The 18,254-nt window shown below is 63.5% G+C and carries 14 protein-coding genes; 6 read left to right on the top strand and 8 right to left on the bottom strand.

What is annotated here, in order from left to right; genetic code table 11:
- Nucleotides 1–129: 129 nt before the first annotated feature.
- Nucleotides 130–2,154, bottom strand: coding sequence for a TonB-dependent receptor (locus ACL9RJ_RS30960; protein WP_422765964.1), 2,025 nt, complete (start codon nucleotides 2,152–2,154; stop codon nucleotides 130–132).
- 291 nt (nucleotides 2,155–2,445) lie between these two features.
- On the opposite strand from ACL9RJ_RS30960, the gene ACL9RJ_RS30965 reads away from it, so the two are divergent.
- The gene (locus tag ACL9RJ_RS30965; RefSeq protein ID WP_017126370.1) at nucleotides 2,446–2,670 is read left to right on the top strand and encodes a VF530 family DNA-binding protein; all 225 of its coding nucleotides are present in this window, start codon (nucleotides 2,446–2,448) and stop codon (nucleotides 2,668–2,670) included.
- Nucleotides 2,671–2,694: 24 nt separating this feature from the next.
- Entirely contained in the window at nucleotides 2,695–3,345 is a 651-nt protein-coding gene (locus ACL9RJ_RS30970; protein WP_042935383.1) for a Pr6Pr family membrane protein, read from the top strand.
- Nucleotides 3,346–3,497: 152 nt separating this feature from the next.
- On the opposite strand, the gene ACL9RJ_RS30975 is transcribed toward ACL9RJ_RS30970, so the two are convergent.
- A complete protein-coding gene (locus ACL9RJ_RS30975) occupies nucleotides 3,498–4,280 on the bottom strand; it encodes a siderophore-interacting protein (protein ID WP_177119182.1) in 783 nt (260 codons plus the stop codon).
- Complete coding sequence (locus tag ACL9RJ_RS30980) at nucleotides 4,277–4,858, bottom strand: PadR family transcriptional regulator (protein WP_177084337.1); 582 nt, start codon at nucleotides 4,856–4,858, stop codon at nucleotides 4,277–4,279. Before ACL9RJ_RS30980 ends, ACL9RJ_RS30975 begins: the two co-directional genes overlap by 4 nt.
- A gap of 265 nt (nucleotides 4,859–5,123) precedes the next feature.
- On the opposite strand from ACL9RJ_RS30980, the gene ACL9RJ_RS30985 reads away from it, so the two are divergent.
- A complete protein-coding gene (locus tag ACL9RJ_RS30985; protein ID WP_042935332.1) occupies nucleotides 5,124–5,645 on the top strand; it encodes a C40 family peptidase in 522 nt (173 codons plus the stop codon).
- Between the two features lie 35 nt (nucleotides 5,646–5,680).
- On the opposite strand, the gene ACL9RJ_RS30990 is transcribed toward ACL9RJ_RS30985, so the two are convergent.
- Nucleotides 5,681–8,788: a transglycosylase domain-containing protein gene (locus ACL9RJ_RS30990; RefSeq protein WP_178989750.1), complete on the bottom strand. Its 3,108-nt coding sequence runs from the start codon at nucleotides 8,786–8,788 to the stop codon at nucleotides 5,681–5,683.
- Between the two features lie 393 nt (nucleotides 8,789–9,181).
- Here ACL9RJ_RS30990 and ACL9RJ_RS30995 point away from each other — a divergent pair, with 393 nt between their 5' ends.
- The gene (locus ACL9RJ_RS30995; RefSeq protein WP_177084341.1) at nucleotides 9,182–10,603 is read left to right on the top strand and encodes an amino acid permease; all 1,422 of its coding nucleotides are present in this window, start codon (nucleotides 9,182–9,184) and stop codon (nucleotides 10,601–10,603) included.
- Between the two features lie 70 nt (nucleotides 10,604–10,673).
- Here the strand turns inward: ACL9RJ_RS30995 and ACL9RJ_RS31000 are convergent, their stop codons facing one another.
- From ACL9RJ_RS31000 to ACL9RJ_RS31015, 4 genes are all read right to left on the bottom strand, one after another.
- Nucleotides 10,674–11,810, bottom strand: a complete 1,137-nt coding sequence (locus ACL9RJ_RS31000) for an OpgC family protein (RefSeq protein WP_017126363.1) — start codon at nucleotides 11,808–11,810, stop codon at nucleotides 10,674–10,676.
- A gap of 237 nt (nucleotides 11,811–12,047) precedes the next feature.
- Entirely contained in the window at nucleotides 12,048–12,890 is an 843-nt protein-coding gene (locus tag ACL9RJ_RS31005; RefSeq protein WP_017126362.1) for an alpha/beta fold hydrolase, read from the bottom strand.
- A gap of 224 nt (nucleotides 12,891–13,114) precedes the next feature.
- Complete coding sequence (locus tag ACL9RJ_RS31010) at nucleotides 13,115–14,734, bottom strand: FMN-binding glutamate synthase family protein (protein WP_178989752.1); 1,620 nt, start codon at nucleotides 14,732–14,734, stop codon at nucleotides 13,115–13,117.
- Nucleotides 14,735–14,767: 33 nt separating this feature from the next.
- The gene (locus ACL9RJ_RS31015) at nucleotides 14,768–15,568 is read right to left on the bottom strand and encodes a helix-turn-helix transcriptional regulator (protein ID WP_017126359.1); all 801 of its coding nucleotides are present in this window, start codon (nucleotides 15,566–15,568) and stop codon (nucleotides 14,768–14,770) included.
- 151 nt (nucleotides 15,569–15,719) lie between these two features.
- Here ACL9RJ_RS31015 and ACL9RJ_RS31020 point away from each other — a divergent pair, with 151 nt between their 5' ends.
- Both ACL9RJ_RS31020 and ACL9RJ_RS31025 read left to right on the top strand, forming a co-directional pair.
- The gene (locus tag ACL9RJ_RS31020; protein ID WP_177084345.1) at nucleotides 15,720–16,541 is read left to right on the top strand and encodes a carbon-nitrogen hydrolase family protein; all 822 of its coding nucleotides are present in this window, start codon (nucleotides 15,720–15,722) and stop codon (nucleotides 16,539–16,541) included.
- Between the two features lie 340 nt (nucleotides 16,542–16,881).
- Entirely contained in the window at nucleotides 16,882–18,207 is a 1,326-nt protein-coding gene (locus ACL9RJ_RS31025) for an APC family permease (protein WP_017126357.1), read from the top strand.
- The last annotated feature ends 47 nt before the right edge of the window (nucleotides 18,208–18,254 follow it).

Below are 18,254 nucleotides of genomic sequence, written 5' to 3' on the forward strand. Positions count from 1 at the left end.
TCCCACAGTCAGATCCCACAGTCAGATCCCACAGTCAGATCCCACAGTCAGATCCCACAGTCAGATCCCACAGTCAGCTCCCTCAGGCCGCACAGTCATCTCGCGCGGGCCTGGGGAGTGGTGTGATTCCTAGAACGTGGTGCGCAAGCCGAATTCGACGCTGCGTCCCGGTGCCGGCGCGATGTCGCGCAGTATCGAGCTGGCGTAGCGCACGGTCTGGTTGGTCAGGTTGTCGCCCTTGACGAACGCCAGCCACTGGCTGCTGCCGATATCGAAGTGATAACCGGCGCTGGCGCCGAAGGTGGTGTAGCCCGAAGTGCCTGATTCGTTGGCCGGTACCCGGCCCTGTCCCGCCGCGTGCTCGACATCGATGCGCGCCTGCCAGCGCTCCAGTTCCCACAGCAGGCCACTGTTCAGGCGCAGTGGCGCGATACGTGGCAGGGCTTCGCCGGTATCGAGGTTGGTGGCGCGGGTGTAGTCCCCGGACAGTTCCAGGGCAAACTTGCCGTAGGCGCTTTCGCCGAGTTTCCAGTGGTCCTGTGCCTCGAAGCCGGCGAAACGCGCCCGCACGCCCGAGTAGCGGTATTCGGGAATGCCGCCGGCATCCTCCTGGCCTTCATCGTTGAGGGTACGACCGCTGCCCAGCAGGCCGATGTAGTTGGAGAAGCGGCTGTAGAACACGCCGAAGCTGCCTTTGTGGGTGCCGTTGTCGAAGCGCAGGGCCAGGTCGCTGGACACGGCCTTTTCCTTCGACAGGTTGGCATCGCCGACTTCATAGGTGCCGGTGGCCACGTGGGCGCCGTTGGCATACAGCTCGTAGAAGGTCGGCGCGCGCTCGGTGTAGCCCAGGGTTGCGGCCAGGGACCACACGGGCGTCAGGGTGTAGACCGCGCCGGAGGAGAGGCTGCCGGCGGTGAAGCTGTTGCTGCGGTCGGCATTGGCGAAACGCTCGTTGCCCTTGCTGTCCGGATCGACCGTGGTGTGTTCCAGGCGCCCACCGAGGCTGAAGGTCAGGCGGTCGCTGGCCTTGAGTTCTTCGAGCAGGAACAGCGCGCCGCTGTTGGTATCGGTCTGCGGGACAAAGGCTTCCTCGCCCAGGGCGGAGAATTCGTTGCGCGTGACCTGGGCGCCGATCACCCCGTTGAACGGCCCGACCGGCAGGTGGCGGGCTTCGACCCTGGCTTCATAACCCTTGTTCTTGAAGATCGTGCCGACTTCGCCGCCTTCGATTTCCCGGTGTTCGTAGTCGGTGTAGCCGGCATCGAGTTTCACCGAACTGAAGGGCCCTTGCAGGTTACGGATTTCCGAGGCGAAGGCGTAGTGATCCTGCTGCATGCGGATGCGTACATCCTGCTCGGCGGGGGAACCGTAGTTGCTGTCGTAGTTGCTGTAGGACAGGCCGGCATAACCATCGTCCCAGGTGTAGGAACCGCCTACCGCGCCACCGTCCTGGCGTCCGTCGCTGTTGCCCAGGCGACCCTTGCGGCCATCGCCGTCTTCACTGGCCGGGGCATTGCGGCTGCGGGCATAACCGGGAATCCGCAGGTCGTTGAACTCGCGGGCGTTGGCGTCCAGGTGCAAGGCGAAGGTGCCATCGCCGGCTTCCAGCTTGCCGGCACTGCTGCGGTTGGTGTCGGCGCCGCCATAACGCAGTTCGCCGGCACCGTGGATGCCATCGATGGGGCTGGTCGGGATACGGTTGTCGAAGGTGTTGACCACCCCGCCGATGGCGCTGCCACCGTAGAGCAGGGCGGCCGGGCCGCGGACGATCTCGATCCGTTCGACATTGACCGGGTCCAGCGGCACCGCGTGGTCATAGGACAGGGCCGAGGCATCCAGCGCACCGACGCCGTTGCGCAGCAGGCGGATGCGGTCGCCGTCCTGGCCACGAATGATCGGTCGGCTGGCGCCCGGTCCGAAATAGGACGACGACACGCCCGGTTGTTTGTTCAGGGTCTCGCCGAGACTGCCTTGTTGCTGCAAGGTCAGATCGTCGCCTTCGAGCACGGTGCTCGGCGAGGCGGTCTGGGCGCTGCCCAGCGGGTTGGCGGTGATGACCTGGGGTTGCAGCTCCAGGGCATGCACCGGGCCGGCCATCAGTAAGGCGGCGGCCAGCGGAGTCAGACGAGTACGCAGGGGAGAGGAGAGAGGCATTGATGTTTCCTTGGCAAGCGAGGTGCAAAGTGCACCTTTGAGTCGAAAGAACAGGCTTGAAACGGCGGGGTTCTGCCGATGAATGGTGTTGTGTTGTTATAACGTAACATACTTTATCGATTTGGAAATACTCCCGACGCCAGCGCCCCGTTCTGGCGCTAGACTCAATCCAGAGCGGTTTCTGCGTTATTGCACGGTGCCGGACCCGTATCGCCCGTCGCAGCTCTTCCCCCTGGCGAAGGCCTCGGCTAAGGTGCGCGGCTTGTTCCATTTCCTCACTGAAGGTTCGGCATGACCGAGACACCCAACAACCCGCTGCACGGCGTGACCCTGGAGCAGATCCTCAACGCCCTGGTGGCTCATTACGAGTGGGAAGGCCTGGCCGAACGCATCGATATCCGTTGCTTCAAGAGTGATCCGAGCATCAAGTCGAGCCTGACCTTCCTGCGCAAGACCCCGTGGGCACGGGAAAAGGTCGAGAAGCTGTACGTGAAGTTGATGCGCACCAAGCGCTGAGACCTTGCCGTGGAGTTCAAGGGCATGCCTGACCATCACGCCGCCGGCGCTTGTCCGCGTCTCGCGCTGCAGATCGCGGCGCTGCTGGGCTGGAGCGGCCTGAGCATCCAGTTGTACCTGATCCTGATTGCCCGCTGGCAGGTCGAGGCGAGCCTGCTGGGCGGGCTGCTGACATTCTTCAGTTTCTTTACCGTGCTGACCAACACCCTGGTGGCGGTGGTGCTGACCTGGGAAGTGACGCCGCGGGAGTCGGGCGCCCGGCGGTTCTTTCTCCGGCCTTCGGTGCGTACGGCGATTGTGGCGAATATCGTGGTGGTGGCGCTGGCGTACAACCTGTTGCTGCGCCCCCTGTGGCACCCCCAGGGCTTCCAGTGGCTGGCCGACGAGTTGCTGCACGACCTGATGCCGCTGCTGTTCGTGGTCTATTGGTGGCGCTGCGTGCCGAAGGGCACCTTGCGCTGGTGGCAGGTGCTGCCGTGGATGGTCTACCCGCTGGTGTATTTCGCCTACGTGCTGTTGCGCGGCCACCTGATCGGGACGTACCCCTATCCCTTTGTCGATGTCGACACCCTGGGTTATCCACAGGTGTTCATCAATGCCGGGCAGATCCTGCTGGGGTTTGTGCTGGTGTCGCTGCTGTTGATCGGCGTGGATCGCCGGGTGGGCAGCAGGTAGGGCTGTTGCATCTGGACCGACGCTTTCGCGGGCAAGCCCGGCACCTACAGTTTCGTGGTGTCCACTGACCTTGTGTACGATACCCACCCGTAGAAGCAGGGCTTGCCCGCGAAGAGGCCCTTGAGGCTTGCATCAGCCTCTCCGGTGCCGGATCAGTCTTCGGCGCTGTCGTCCAGCTTCCAGTAGCCGACCGCCTTGAGGTATTCCTCGCTCAAGCCATGGGTGCCCAGCAACACCTTGCGCACCTTGCGCGACAGCGCCGCCTCGGTGGCCACCCAGGCGTACAGGCTGCCGGACGGGATGCTCAAGTGTTCGACCGTCTGCAGTAGATCCTGCTCCGGTGCATCGCGCCGTACCCAGATCACTTCTACCTGCGCCGGGCTGTGCAGTGGCTGCTGTTCCGCCGCGTTCTCCACCTCGACCACCACCAGCGCCCGCCGGTTGGCCGCCAGGCCTTCCAGACGCCGTGCGATGGCCGGCAGGGCGGTCTCGTCGCCGATCAGCAGGTAGCTGTCGAAGATATCCGGCACCACCATCGAACCGCGCGGCCCGCCCATGTCCAGGAACTGCCCCGGCGCCGCCTGGGCAGCCCAGGTTGAAGCAGGGCCGTCACCGTGCAGGACGAAATCGATGTCCAGTTCGCCGATGGCCAGGTCAAAGCGCCGTGGCGTGTAGTCGCGCATCGCCGGCAGCGAACCGTTGTCCTTGGTGCCAGGAACCCAGGCATCCAGGGCCGCCTGTTCGGCGGCGTTCTGCGGGAACATCAGTTTCACGTGATCGTCCGTGCCCAGGCTGACAAAACCGGCCAGCTCCGGGCCGCCGAGGGTGATGCGACGCATGCGTGGCGTCAGGTCGACCACGCGCAGCACTTCCAGGCGGCGGCGCTTGATCTCGTGCATGACACGGTGAATCCCTTGTTGATTGACTGCATTCATTCCGGTTTCTCCGAGCAGGATGGCGTGGCTACAGGTCCGTCGACGATGGCTTTGGCGGTGTCGTTGAGCAGGTCGCGCACGCGCAGGATTTCCTCCGCGCTCCAGCGACCGTGATGCAGTTGCAGGGCGTGCCGCAGGTTGTGCACGGCCTCGTGGATTTCCGGCGGACGGTCATGTCCACGCAGGGAACGCTTGCTGACATCGATGCGCATGCGCACGCCATCCAGGGCAATGGCCTGGTCGGCCAGGGACTGGCGTCCGCTGTCGGTCACGCTGTAGCGCTTTTTCCCACCTTCCGCGTCGCCGGTGATCAGCTCGCTTTCTTCCAGGAAGGTCAGGGTCGGATAGATCACGCCGGGGCTCGGGCTGTAGGCGCCGTCGAACATGCCTTCGATCTGGCGGATCAGGTCGTAGCCATGGCAGGGCTGTTCGGCGATCAGCGCCAGCAACAGCAGTTTCAGGTCGCCCGGGGCGAAGACCCGCGGGCCGCGACCGCCGCGTTCGCGGCCGGGACGACGCTCGAAACCGTCATGGCCGTCGCCGAATTCGCGGTGGGGGTGATGGTGATGCTCTCTCATTTTCTCTTTCTCCTGTCTTCGTTAGATATACCTTAAGATATATCTTAACTGTCGTGCAAGAAAAACGACGAACGTCATCCCGACCGCGAGAAGAACCCGGGAGTGCCGATCGAGCAGTAGGGCGGTTTGGCCGTGCTACAGGGGAGAGGAGATTTTCGCGTGGTTTCCTAGGATGTTTCCTACGTGAAGCTGAGAAAAGCACTCTGAGCAAGCCCTGGGCCGCTCCGTACCATGCCGCCTGATGTCCACAAAGGCGACGTTTATCATGTCCAGGTCAGTGTTGGTTGTATTGTTATTGATGGTGCTGGGAAGCTTCGGATCAGCCCATGCCACCCTCAAGTCAGCGAAAAATTCTTCGGCCAGGACCACTCAGGTCCCGGCCACCGGTGGGGCCGCGGAGTCGTCCATCGATAATGTCATCGACCGCGCGCACCAGTTGATCGGTACGCCTTATCGTTGGGGCGGCATGTCGGTCAAGGGCTTCGATTGCAGTGGCCTGCTGGTCTATCTGTTCCAGAACGAGGCCGATATCAAGCTGCCACGAACCACGGTGGGGATGCGTCGCTCCAGCGCCAGGACCATCCAGCGCGGCAGCCTGCAGCCCGGCGATGCGGTGTTTTTCAATCGCAATGGCCAGGGCAGCGTGAGCCATGTCGGGCTCTATGTGGGCGGCGGCAAGTTCATCCACTCGCCACGCAGTGGCAAGACCGTGCGCATCGACTCCTTGAGCAACTCCTATTGGAAAAAGAGCTACACCCTGGCCAAGCGCTTTCATTCCGAGAGTTGATGTCACCTTGATTGTAGGAGCCAGCCAGCGGGCTCCTACAAGGGGTGGGCCTGTGCGACGCTGGTGGTGGTGCACAAGGTGTTGCTGCCCGCCTGCAGGTAGGGCGTCAGGATCGGGGCCATGCCCTTGAGCACCTGGACCGGCAGGGCCGAGGTGAACTTGAAGGTTTCGGCCGAGCGCCCCGGGACAAAGGCGGTCAGGGTGCCGAAGTGATGGGCGCCGATGTAGAACACGAAAGTCGCCGTACGGTTGATCGATTTCGAACTCAACACCCGGCCGCCGGCGCCGATGGCCTCGATCCGGTTATCCCCGGTGCCGGTCTTGCCGCCCATGGCCAGTGGAGTGCCGTCCGGCTGTTTGAAACTGCCGGACACACGCCGGGCGGTCCCCGCATCCACCACCTGTGAAAGCGCCAGGCGCAGGGCCGTGGCCACCTCCGAGGGCAGCACCCGCTTGCCCTTGCCCGGATCATTGACCAGTTGCGTTTCGTACGGCGTGTTGGCGGCGAAGTGCAGGCTGTCGATGCGCAGTATCGGCATGCGCACGCCGTCGTTGAGAATGATCCCCATCAGTTCGGCCAATGCCGCCGGCCGGTCGCCGGAGCTGCCGATGGCGGTCGCCAGCGACGGTACCAGGTGATCGAAGGGATAGCCGACCTGTTGCCAGCGCTGATGGATATCGAGGAAGGCCTCGATCTCCACCATCACCCGGATCCGGCTGTCGCGGGCGCTCTTGTGCTTGCTCTTGAACAGCCAGCCATAGACTTCCTGGCGTTCGAATTCGCTGGCGGCCACCACCTGGCTGAACTTGGCCTGGGGATTCTTCAGCAGGTAGCCCAGCAACCACAGGTCGAGCGGGTGGACCTTGGCGATATAGCCCTGGTCCGGGAGGTCGTAGGTCCCGGGACCATAACTCTTGTAGAGCTTGGCGAGGCGTTCGTCGGTGACCTTCTCGGTTTTCAGGTGGGCCCGGACAAAGGTGTTGAAGGCCGCCTGCGGGGCCTCCGGCAACAGGTAGCGGTGCACGGCCGCCAGGCGGATCGGTGTCGGATGCATGCTGTCGAGGAAGGTCTCCAGGCGTTCCTGGGAATCCTTGTTCTGGTACTTCTTCCAGAAGCGCAGCATGAAGGCCGTGCCCTCGCGGTCGGCGAAGCGCGCCAGGTATTCCTGGCGACGCGGATTGTCATCGTCCTTGAGCAATTCGGCGCTGTTGTTCGGGCCCTGGTAGGTGCTGTAGCGCACCAGGTCGCGCATCAGCCGGATAAAGGGCAGGTTGATCGATTCGCGCAGGGCCTCGAGCAAGGTCGGGTTGCGGCCATTGTCTTCGTTGCGGAAGTTGTGGAAGTGATGCAGGCCGCCGCCGGTGAAGAAGCTTTCGCCGGGGCTTGCCGAATACTGCCGGTTGAGCGCCGCTTCGAGCATTTTCGGCAGGTCGCGGTCGCTGTTCTGCGCCAGGTAGTCCACGGCCCAGCGGGTGATCCGGTCCTGGTCGTTGATCTCGACTTTCTTCAGCGCCGCCGGGGTCTGGTCGCCGTAGCGATCATGCAGCTCGGCGATGATCTGCAGGTAGGTGGTCAGGACCCGCAACTTGGCGGTGGAGCCCAGTTCCAGCTTGCTGCCCTCGTTGATATCGAACGGCTGGTCGGTGCTGTCGGTCTGTACCCGCACCCGATAGCTGTCCGGGGTCAGTTCGAACAGGGTGAAGCTGTAGCGCACCTGCTGGGTGCTGCTGGCGGTCAGCAGGCGCTCGCCCAGCAGGCCGATGGAATTGGCGAACTCCGGGTTCGCCAGGCGGCGCAGGTAGTCGCTGACCTGGCCTTGCAGGTCCGATTGCAAGGTACTGGTGGCCGACAGGTCGAGACGGTCGAGGTCGTACAGGGGGCGGTTGAGCATCGCCGCCAGGCGGCTGCGGGCGACGCTGATACCCTTGTTCGACTCCACCGGCTGGATCGTCGGCTCCTGCAGCCAGTCGCGATAGCTGACCTTGCTCGCCAGCGCGGCGGCAGCCAGCGGCGCGTCGATCACGCCATTCTGGGCCAGCAGGCGCAGGTGGCTGTCGGTCAGGTCGGCCAGTTCATCGCGGCCCCGTGCCAGGTAGTGCGATGGCCGCCGCTGGGCGATCATCAGCGACAGCACCTCGCGCAGCGCCAGCCCGCGTTTGGCCAGGCTCTGCGGATCGCTGGCGGTGCTGCTCAACTGCGCGTTGACCTGGGCGAAATCCGCGCCATACCAGACCCGCAGGCCTTCGGCCATGCCATGCACTTCACCGTGACCGGGCACCGCCGACAGGGGCACGCTGTTGAGGTAGTCACGCACCACGTTCTGCCGCACCTGCAGGGTCTGCGGTCCGTCCTGGTAGGCGCGCACGCTGGCGGAAATCATCTGGCGGATCTTCTCGCTGCCGGACAGGGTCAGGCCATCCGGCGAGTGCCGGTACTTCTCCAACTGGGTCGCCAGGGTACTGCCGCCGGCGGTCTGGCCGCCGACATGCAGGACCTTGGCGATCTGCGACAGCACCGCCTTGCCGAAACGCGGCCAGTCCACGGCAGGGTTGGCCATGGGTTGCGCGGGGTCGAGCAGATCGCGGTTTTCGATGAACAGCAGGCTGTTGACCACCAGCGGCGGAATGGCCGCGAAGCTGGCATAGAGCTGTTGTGGATAGTTGTACTGGTAGAGGTCGGCGCCCCGGCAGTCGGTGATCGACAGGCCGGCCTGGATCTTCTCTGCATAGGGTACGAAGAAGCCGGCCTTGCTGTAGTCGAGCAGGGCGGGGGAGAAGCGCGCCTGCGCCTCGATCAGGTAGCCGCGTTTGGCCAGCCGGGTGAGAAAAGTCCCCAGGTCGCTGTAGCCCAGGCGTTTGTCGAAGGGGCCTTCGCCGGGATACAGCAATGAATCGCTGGGACCCGAGGCGAGTGAGTAACCCAGGTCGCCGGCAAAACGGCTGAATTCCCGGGCCTGGAGTTTCGACGTGCGCATCTCGCGGGACGCGGCGACGCCGAGCAGAATCAGGGCGATCAACACCACCAGCCAGAACAGGCGCCACCAGGGCCTGCGTCTGCGGGGTTTTTTCGGTAAAGGCGCCTCATCCGAACTGTTGGTTGGCACCACAGTCTTGGTCGAATCGGAGTTCCATTGAGCACCCATAGTCGATTCATCCATTCACGCAGATTGATCGCACTTGCCTGAAGCTTAGACGCTGCCAGAAGGCCAGGAAAATTTTGTGAGGGCGGTCAGGTATTTCCGACCGGTAACGGTTTTTCGGCGCAGATACGTCGGGAACACGACGTCAGGCGTATGGCCGGGCCAAGGGCTGACAAGCCTGGGATAGAGCCCCGCGCAGAGTAGGAACGGTCCGGGCGGGAGGCATGACGCTGCACCATTGTTGTGCAATACTCGCCGGCCCGCTGATCCTGCAGGTCTGCCCTGCGGGACGGCTGCGCTCACGAAGCGCAGCCGGCATCCGGGAGTCCGGGCCTACCCGTCCGTCGCTCCTTTGCCCGGTGGTTCATATCCAATAACAAGACGAGGTTGTCCCCCATGCCCGTTGGCACCCCCCTGCCCCCTGGCGAGACCGCTCAAGGCGGCCCGCTCAAACGCGAACTCGGTGAGCGGCATATCCGCCTGATGGCGCTCGGCGCCTGTATCGGCGTCGGCCTGTTCCTCGGCTCCGCCAAGGCCATCGAAATGGCCGGTCCGGCGATCATGCTGTCCTACATCATCGGTGGCCTGGCGATCCTGGTGATCATGCGCGCCCTCGGCGAAATGGCCGTGCACAATCCGGTCGCCGGCTCCTTCAGCCGCTATGCCCAGGACTATCTCGGCCCGCTGGCGGGCTTTCTCACCGGCTGGAACTACTGGTTCCTGTGGCTGGTGACCTGCGTCGCGGAAATCACCGCGGTCGCGGTATACATGGGCGTCTGGTTCCCCGATGTGCCACGCTGGATCTGGGCTCTGGCGGCACTGGTCAGCATGGGCACGATCAACCTGATCGCGGTGAAGGCCTTTGGCGAATTCGAGTTCTGGTTCGCCTTGATCAAGATCGTCACCATCATCGCCATGGTCATCGGCGGCGTGGGCGTGATTGCCTTCGGCTTCGGCAACGATGGCGTGGCCCTGGGCATTTCCAACCTGTGGAGCAATGGCGGCTTCATGCCCAACGGCATCAGTGGTGTGCTGATGTCCCTGCAGATGGTGATGTTCGCCTACCTGGGCGTGGAGATGATCGGCCTGACCGCCGGCGAGGCCCGCAACCCGCAGAAGACCATTCCGAATGCAATCGGCTCGGTGTTCTGGCGCATCCTGCTGTTCTACGTCGGCGCGCTGTTCGTGATCCTGTCGATCTACCCCTGGAACGCCATCGGCACCCAGGGCAGCCCATTCGTGATGACCTTCGAACGCCTGGGGATCAAGACCGCTGCGGGCATCATCAACTTCGTGGTGATTACCGCCGCGTTGTCCTCCTGCAACGGTGGCATCTTCAGCACCGGGCGCATGCTCTACAGCCTGGCGCAGAACGGCCAGGCGCCGGCGAGCTTCGCCAAGACCTCGAGCAACGGCGTGCCACGCCGCGCATTGTTGCTGTCCATCGGTGCCTTGCTGCTGGGCGTGCTGCTCAACTACCTGGTGCCGGAGAAAGTCTTTGTCTGGGTGACGTCCATCGCCACTTTCGGCGCGATCTGGACCTGGGTGATGATCCTGCTGGCACAACTGAAGTTCCGCCGTGGCCTGACGGCGGCGCAGCGTGCCGGCCTGCAGTACCGCATGTGGTTGTACCCGGTCAGTTCCTACCTGGCGCTGGCGTTCCTGGTGCTGGTGGTCGGCCTGATGGCGTACTTCCCGGACACGCGCGTCGCGCTGTATATCGGCCCGGCGTTCCTGGTGCTGCTGACGCTGCTGTTCCATGTGTTCAAGCTGCAACCGAACAGCGTATCGGCCGGTGCCACCCACTCGGCCTCGTAAACGCCGGATCGCGATGAAAAAGCCCGCAGGCGAGTGATCGGCTGCGGGCTTTTTTACGGGTGTCGTCGTTCTACGCTGTCGCTGTCCGAGCCGGTTGTTCCAGGCGCTGGCCAAGGCGCTTGTTGAAATCCAGCCACGCCCCCAGCAATGCCATCAGCCCGGCACCGACCAGGGCGGTGAATATCTGCATGGCGAAGGCATCGTCGGCCATGGCATTGATCATGTCCGCCAGCGGTGCCAGCAACACGCCCAGGCAGAAGACTTCCAGCGAGTAACGCCCCATGCGGCAGGTCTGGCGGGCCAGCCAGTTGTCTGTCCAGTTGCCCCTGGGCAGCAACTTCGCGGTGACATAGGCCAGCGCCAGGAAGTGCAGCAGGCGTACCGGCGACAGATCGGTCTTGCTGATGGGGTAGATCAGCTCGCTCAGCGTCGCCGGAACCAGGGCATCGTGGACCTGTGGCCATCGCCAGGCAATGGTGAGCACGGCGCACACCAGCACATAGAGGGCCGCCACCATGAACAGTGGCTGGCGCGACAGCCCCAGCGGCTGCACGGGCTTGGGTTGCTGCGCGTGAATCGCCGCCGCGCCGCCGAGCACGAACAGCAACTGCCAGGTGACCGGATTGAAGTACCACACGCCGTCGGCAATCGCCGCCAGATTCCAGCCCAGCCTTGGCGCGAGCAGGTACACCGTCAGCGACACCAGCACCACCAGCCAGGTCTTGCGCAGCAGCAGGGGCAACACCAGCGGCAGGCCACCCAGCAGCACGATATACAGAGGAAGCGGGTCCATCAGGTTCGGTTTGAAACGCAGCAGCAGTTCATCCACCAGGGCCTGTTGCGGGTGGGTGACGAAGTGGGTCAGGCCCATTTCCTGGACCAGGTCACGGGTTTCCACGTGGCTGTTGGCGAAGAACACGATGCCCATCAGCATCGCCAGCAGGAAGATATGCACCACATACAACACCCAGGTGCGGCGCAGGATTTTCAAGGTGGCGAACCAGTAACCGTCGCGTTGCAGGATTTTGCCGTAGGCAAGAATCGCCGCGTAGCCGGCGAGGAACACGAAGACCTCCGCCGCATCGCTGAAACCGATGTTGCGCAGGGTGATCTGGCCGAGTGGATTGTGGGGCACGTGATCCCAGAAAATGAAGATCAGCGCCAGTCCCCGAAAAAAGTCGATGCGCGGGTCGCGTCCGTTCAGCATGGCAGCGGGCTCTGTGGGCGAATGTTGAATATGACCGGTGCGGCTGTCAGAAATTGCACACCACAGGTCGGCGGCGCGCAGGGTGGCGTGATTTTCCGTTAATTGCAAAAGTGGGCTATTACCAAATGTCACATTTTTCTGCCTACGCGCGCGAGGCGAGTCTTTGCGTGCGTTGACAGGCGTGGGGCCGGCCCACGAATCGGCCCGGGGGGGCGGTTCGCGGGCGGCTGCGGTGATCTACTTGTCGTCGAGGAAGTGCAGGAGGGCGGCATTGAACAATGCCGGATCCTGAAGGAACGCAAAGTGGCTGGCATTGGGCAGGATCAGCAGGCCCGCGCCGGGAATGGTCGCCGCCATGTACTCGGTATTCTCGCGCTTGATCGCCTCGTCGTGGTCACCGTCGACGATCAGTACCGGGGTCTTGATCTTCGCCAGGTCGGCGTCCGTCCAGTTCGGCTGGCTGGCCCACATATGGCCGATCTGTTCGACGAAGGCATCATATTCCCCGGGTGTCGGCGACAGCCTGGCGTATTCCTTGCCGGCCCGCTCGATGTAGGCGGCGAAGGTCGGGTTCTTCTCGACATTGTCTTTCACGCCCGCGGTCGTGCTGTTGGCGGCGAAGGCGAAGATCTTGCCGACACGCGTTGGATGACGCATGGCCAGGTCCAGGCCGAGGATCGCACCGTCACTCCAGCCGACGATGTCGGCCTTGGGGATTTTCAGGGTATCGAGGACCGCGACCACATCATCGGCCATCAGGTCGTAGCCGTAGGGTTGGGCATCGCGCGAGCTGCGCCCATGACCCCGGCTGTCAATGCTGATCACCGTGTGTTTCGCCGCCAGGGCCTTGACCTGGTTGCCCCAGTAATCGGAGTTGCCGAGGCCACCGTGCAACAGCACCACCGGGGAGCCGTGGCCGGTCCGTGTGTAGTAGAGCTTGATGCCGTTGACGGCGGCATAACCGGTTTTTGCACCGACGACAGGAGTCGGGGTCGGCGGCAGGGTTTCCCAGCGTTCGGCGGCCTGGGCCAGGGTGAACGACATCAACAGACAGACAGCAACCAGCAAGCGATTTCGCATCGTGATCTCCAGCTTGTGAGAGGGCGGGACTGGCAGCGCCATGGCCGGGTAAAGGGCAGGCGCCGCCTGATCATAGAACCGATGCCACCGGCAAACCGAGGTCCGTGCTGCATTGTTTATAAAAAGTTTAACAGCCCGCCCGCAGCCGACAGGTCGGTCATCGAGCGGTCTGCCTGATCGGCCTGACCGGTGCCCGGACCTTGCACCGGCCAGTCGTCACGGTCTCAGGCCGCGACGACTTCGTGGGGTTCGAAGCTGTCGGCCCGGGCCATCTGCCACATGCGCGAATAGAACTCGCCGTTGACTTCACCGGTGAGCAGTTCGCCCGGCTTGAGGAACACGTGCAGTTGCGAGAACAGCTTGATCTCGGTTGCCGACATCCGCCGGACCAGGTGCTTGGCTTCCAGCTGGGACGGGTGATCCAAGCCCGCCGCGGCGAGCATTTCCGCCAGGGCCTTCAGGGTGTTGCGATGGAAATTGAATACCCGCTGGGCCTTGTCCGGCACCACCAGGGCGCGTTGGCGCAAGGTGTCCTGGGTGGCGACGCCGGTCGGGCATTTGTTGGTGTGGCAGCTCTGCGACTGGATGCAGCCGATGGCGAACATGAAGCCGCGCGCCGAGTTGGCCCAGTCGGCGCCGATGGCGAGGACGCTGGCGATATCGAAGGCGCTGACGATCTTGCCGCTGGCGCCGAGCTTGATCTTGTCCCGCAGGTTCAGGCCGACCAGGGTGTTGTGCACGAACAGCAGGCCTTCGCGCATCGGTACGCCGATATGGTCGGTGAACTCCACCGGTGCCGCGCCGGTGCCGCCTTCCTTGCCGTCGACCACGATGAAGTCGGGGTAGATGCCGGTCTCCAGCATCGCCTTGGCGATGCCCATGAACTCCCATGGGTGGCCCAGGCAGAACTTGAAGCCCACCGGCTTGCCGCCGGACAGCTCACGCAACTGGGCGATGAACTGCATCAGTTCGAGCGGGGTCGAGAAGGCGCTGTGACGTGACGGCGAGATGCAGTCTTCGCCCATCATGATCCCGCGGGTCTCGGCGATCTCCCTGGTGACCTTGTGCTTGGGCAGGATGCCGCCGTGGCCGGGCTTGGCGCCCTGGCTCATCTTGATTTCGATCATCCGTACCTGCGGGTCCTGCGCCTGGGTGGCAAAGCGTTCCGGGTCGAAACGGCCGTCGGCGGTGCGACAGCCGAAATAGCCGCTGCCCAGTTCCCAGGTCAGGTCGCCGCCGTTTTCCCGGTGGTAGGGGCTGATGCTGCCTTCGCCGGTGTCATGGGCGAAGTTGCCGAGCTTGGCGCCCTGGTTCAGGGCCCGGATGGCGTTGGCACTGAGGGAGCCGAAGCTCATCGCCGAAATGTTGAACACAGAGGCCGAGTACGGTTGCTTGCACTGCGGCCCGCCGACGATCACCCGAAAGGCGCTGGGATCGCTCAACGGCGCGGGGCGCATCGAATGGCCGATGAATTCGAAGCCCGACTGGTACACGTCGATCAGGGTGCCGAAGGGCTTGTCGGCGCTTTCATTCTTGGCCCGCGAGTACACCAGCGAGCGCTGGGCACGGGAGAAGGGCAGGGCGTCGCTGTCGGATTCCAGCAGGTACTGGCGGATTTCCGGGCGGATGCCTTCGACCAGATAGCGGATATTGCCCAGGATCGGATAGTTGCGGCGCACCGCGTGGGGACTCTGCAGCAGGTCGAACAGGCCCAGCAGGCTGAGCAGGCCGGTGACCAGGGTGAACGGCCAGAGCCAGTCATGTTCCAGGAACGGCAGGCTGGCGAGGGTGAAGATCACACAGCCGGCAAAGAAGGCGTAGCGGCTCAGAAGGGACAGGCTCATACGGTTTCCTTGGGTTCGGACTCATCAGGTCGGTCAGGCATTCTGCGCCTGGAGGAAAATCGAGAACAACTCGGATTGGGATTTGATCCCCAGCTTGCTGTACATGTGTTTCTTGTGGACTTTCACGGTTTCGATGGAGATTTCCAGCTTGCGGGCGATTTCCTTGCTCGAACAGCCGCTGAGCATCAGGCGCCCGACATCCAGTTCGCGGGCGGTCAGTTGCGCGCCCTTGAGTTGTTGTACCGAAGCTTCCAGTTGGATGCGCCAGTCGCCCTGTTGCGGTGTGGCCGGTACGGCGGTCTCTTCGTGGACCTCATGGGGCAGGCGCTGGCGCAACAAGCCCAGCACCCAGGGTTGGATCAGTGAGAGGAGGGCGATCTGCTCCGCGCTGAAACGACTGGTGGAACCCAGCGACAGGCACAAGGTGCGGTCGTCGTCGAGCTGGCAATTGAACTGGATTTCGTCGGCCACCACATTCAGACGAAAGTAGCGCTGGTAGTACTCGGTCAGTTCGAAGTGCTCCGGCGCCACTTCGGCCAGGCGATACAGGCCGGTGCGCGAATACTCGCGGCTGGCGATGTAGAACGGGTCCAGCAGGTACAGGCCCTTGAGGTAATCCTGGAACAACTGGTCGGGGCTGCCGTCTTCTCCCGGGCATTCGGCGAACACTTCCGGGCGCCGCTGGCTGCTGAACAGCAGGACCACCCAGCTGTCGAACGTCACGTACTGGTTGAGCAGGCGCACCAGTTGCGTCCAGAAGTTCGGCCGGTCGAGGGCTTCGATCATTTGCCCCACCGAGCGGTGCCAGGCGATGTCATCGAGGACAAGTGTCATTCGTCTACCCCTATCGAGTTACCCCGGCCGCGTAATTCCCATGGCCCGGCGTGGGTGCGCATACTGAGGCCACACGCAATGGCCCGGCACTTATTGTGCCAGCTCGGCGCCGTCATTGAGCTTTGCCTGCGACAGAAAACAAGGAATACCCATGAAAGTCGAACTTGCCCAGCTTGCTGGCCGGGACAACGATACAGCTTACAACCTCGAACGGGCACTCGCCGCCATCGCTGCCTGCGCCGCCGATACCCAGTTGATCGTGTTTCCGGAAACCCACCTGATGGGCTTCCCGTCCGCCGAGACCGTGGCCGCGATCGCCGAGCCGCTGGACGGCCCGACCGTGCAGGCAGTGCAGCAGGCCGCCCGCGAGCGCAACGTGGCGGTGGTCATCGGCATGGCCGAGAACGACAACGGCCAGTTCTACAACACCACCCTGATGATCACCCCGCAGGGCATCGCCCTGCGCTATCGCAAGACCCACCTGTGGGCCTCGGATCGCGGTGTGTTCAATCCCGGCGATCGCTATGTGACCTGCGAGTGGAACGGCGTGCGCGTCGGCCTGCTGATCTGCTACGACATAGAATTCCCGGAAACCGCCCGCGCCCTGGCGCAGCTGGGCGCCGAACTGCTGATCGTCACCAACGGCAACATGGACCCCTACGGGCCGACCCACCGCACCGCGATCATGGCCCGGGCCCAGGAAAACCAGGCCTTCGCGCTGATGGTCAACCGGGTGGAAGAGGGCGATGGCGGCCTGCTGTTCGCCGGCGGCAGTGCCCTGGTGGATCCGTTCGGGACGCTGCTCATGGAAGCCGGTCGCGAGGAAGGCCGGTTCAGCGTGCAACTGGACCTGGGCCAACTGGCCGCGGCCCGGCGTGACTACCGTTATCTGGACGACCAGCGCCTGCGCTTGCCGGGCGAGGTTATCGAACATGCCAATGGCGTGCGGGAGTTGCTGATTCCTCAGATCTGATCGAGGGAGGCCCGGGCAGCGCTGTTGTGCTTCAGGGCCTCTTCGCGGGCAAGCCCGCTCCCACAGTGGCAGTGAGGCCTGGAGGGATGGGCCTGTCTGCAGGGCGCGATGCAAGGCCTGGAGGAGTGGGCTTGTCTGCAGGGGCGTGATGTGAGGCCTGGAGGGATGGACGGGTCTGGAGGGACGATGCAAGGCCTGTGGGAGTGGGCTTGCCCACGAAGGCGCCGGCCCCGACACCACAGGATCTGAATGCTGCACTCATAAGAATTTCGTAGTACCGCTGCACCTTTGCCGAACTCGGCTCTGCCATAAATCCAATAACATTCGGAGTAGTCGCCTCATGGCTCGTTTGCAACGCACCCTTTCGCTGGGGTCGGTGGTGCTGTTCGGCATCGCCTATATGACGCCGATCATTGTCCTCGGTACTTTCGGCATTCTCGCTCAATCCACGGCAGGCATGGTGCCGGCCGCCTATCTCGCGGCGCTGGTGGCGATGTTCTTCACCGCCATGAGCTACGGTCGCATGGCCGCGGCCTTCCCGGTGGCCGGCTCGGCCTACAGCTATGTGCGCAAGGCCATCAGCCCGAAACTCGGTTTTATCGCCGGCTGGGCGGTACTGCTCGACTATCTGTTCCTGCCGATGGCGATCTGGCTGATCGGCGCGGCCTACCTCAATTCGGCATTTCCCGCGGTACCGCAGGCGGTCTGGGTGCTGGCCTTCATCGTCATCACCAGCCTGATCAATATCGTCGGCCTGCGCCTGGCCAACGGCATCAACGCGTTGCTGATGCTGGTGCAGTTCCTGGTGCTGGTGGCCTTTGTCGCCCTGGCCATCCACTATATCGGTGGTGACGCCAGCAAGCCGCTGTGGACCCTGGCGCCCTTCTTCAATGGCGACATGCAGATGCCGCTGGTGATGAGCGGCGCGGCGATTGCCTGCTATTCCTTCCTGGGCTTCGACGCGGTCAGCACCCTGACCGAGGAAACCCGCGACCCGCGCCGCACCATTCCACGGGCGATCATGCTGATCACCCTGATCGGTGGCCTGATCTTCGTCGGCGTGTCGTATTTCGTGCAGTTGGCCCATCCGGCGTTCGTGTTCGACAACGTCGACTCGGCGGCCTACGAGATCGCCCGCAATATCGGCGGTGACCTGTTCGTGACCATCTTCCTGATCGGCCTGATCGTTGGCCAGTTCGCCTCGGGTCTGTCGGCCCAGGCCAGCGGTTCGCGCCTGCTGTACGCCATGGGCCGCGACGGCGTGTTGCCGAAGGCGTTCTTCGGCAGCCTGAGCGAACGTTTCGGCACGCCGATCAACAGCATCCTGCTGTGCGCCGTGGTGGCCTTGCTGGCGCTGAAGCTGGACGTGACCACCTCGACCTCGTTCATCAACTTCGGTGCGTTCCTGGCCTTCAGCCTGGTCAACCTGTCGGTGATCTTCCATTACTGGATCGGTGGTGAGAAACGCGGCCCGCGCGAGTTGCTGCTGTTCCTGATCTGCCCGCTGATCGGCCTGCTGGCGGACCTGTGGCTGATGGTCAGCCTCGATCACCTGGCGATCTACCTGGGCGTCAGCTGGCTGGCAATCGGCCTGATCTACCTGGCGTTCCTGACCGGCGGCTTTCGCAAGCAGCCACCGGAGATGGATTTCCAGGAAGCCAACTGAGCCAGGGCCAGGCCCTTGATTGATCGTTTCCACGCTTTGCGCCCGCT

It is taken from the genome of Pseudomonas sp. Mn2068 (assembly GCF_049319725.1).
Taxonomy (GTDB): domain Bacteria; phylum Pseudomonadota; class Gammaproteobacteria; order Pseudomonadales; family Pseudomonadaceae; genus Aquipseudomonas; species Aquipseudomonas gingeri.

Excerpts from the sequence above, each read along its gene's own strand:
- ACL9RJ_RS31025 (WP_017126357.1), top strand. The coding sequence starts at position 16,882 with ATGGCTCGTTTGCAACGCACCCTTTCGCTGGGGTCGGTGGTGCTGTTC.
- ACL9RJ_RS31010 (WP_178989752.1), bottom strand. The coding sequence starts at position 14,734 with ATGAGCCTGTCCCTTCTGAGCCGCTACGCCTTCTTTGCCGGCTGTGTG.
- ACL9RJ_RS31020 (WP_177084345.1), top strand. The coding sequence starts at position 15,720 with ATGAAAGTCGAACTTGCCCAGCTTGCTGGCCGGGACAACGATACAGCT.
- ACL9RJ_RS30975 (WP_177119182.1), bottom strand. The coding sequence starts at position 4,280 with ATGAATGCAGTCAATCAACAAGGGATTCACCGTGTCATGCACGAGATC.
- ACL9RJ_RS31000 (WP_017126363.1), bottom strand. The coding sequence starts at position 11,810 with ATGCTGAACGGACGCGACCCGCGCATCGACTTTTTTCGGGGACTGGCG.
- ACL9RJ_RS30970 (WP_042935383.1), top strand. The coding sequence starts at position 2,695 with ATGCCTGACCATCACGCCGCCGGCGCTTGTCCGCGTCTCGCGCTGCAG.
- ACL9RJ_RS30960 (WP_422765964.1), bottom strand. The coding sequence starts at position 2,154 with ATGCCTCTCTCCTCTCCCCTGCGTACTCGTCTGACTCCGCTGGCCGCC.
- ACL9RJ_RS30985 (WP_042935332.1), top strand. The coding sequence starts at position 5,124 with ATGTCCAGGTCAGTGTTGGTTGTATTGTTATTGATGGTGCTGGGAAGC.
- ACL9RJ_RS30980 (WP_177084337.1), bottom strand. The coding sequence starts at position 4,858 with ATGAGAGAGCATCACCATCACCCCCACCGCGAATTCGGCGACGGCCAT.
- ACL9RJ_RS30995 (WP_177084341.1), top strand. The coding sequence starts at position 9,182 with ATGCCCGTTGGCACCCCCCTGCCCCCTGGCGAGACCGCTCAAGGCGGC.
- ACL9RJ_RS30990 (WP_178989750.1), bottom strand. The coding sequence starts at position 8,788 with ATGGGTGCTCAATGGAACTCCGATTCGACCAAGACTGTGGTGCCAACC.
- ACL9RJ_RS31005 (WP_017126362.1), bottom strand. The coding sequence starts at position 12,890 with ATGCGAAATCGCTTGCTGGTTGCTGTCTGTCTGTTGATGTCGTTCACC.
- ACL9RJ_RS31015 (WP_017126359.1), bottom strand. The coding sequence starts at position 15,568 with ATGACACTTGTCCTCGATGACATCGCCTGGCACCGCTCGGTGGGGCAA.
- ACL9RJ_RS30965 (WP_017126370.1), top strand. The coding sequence starts at position 2,446 with ATGACCGAGACACCCAACAACCCGCTGCACGGCGTGACCCTGGAGCAG.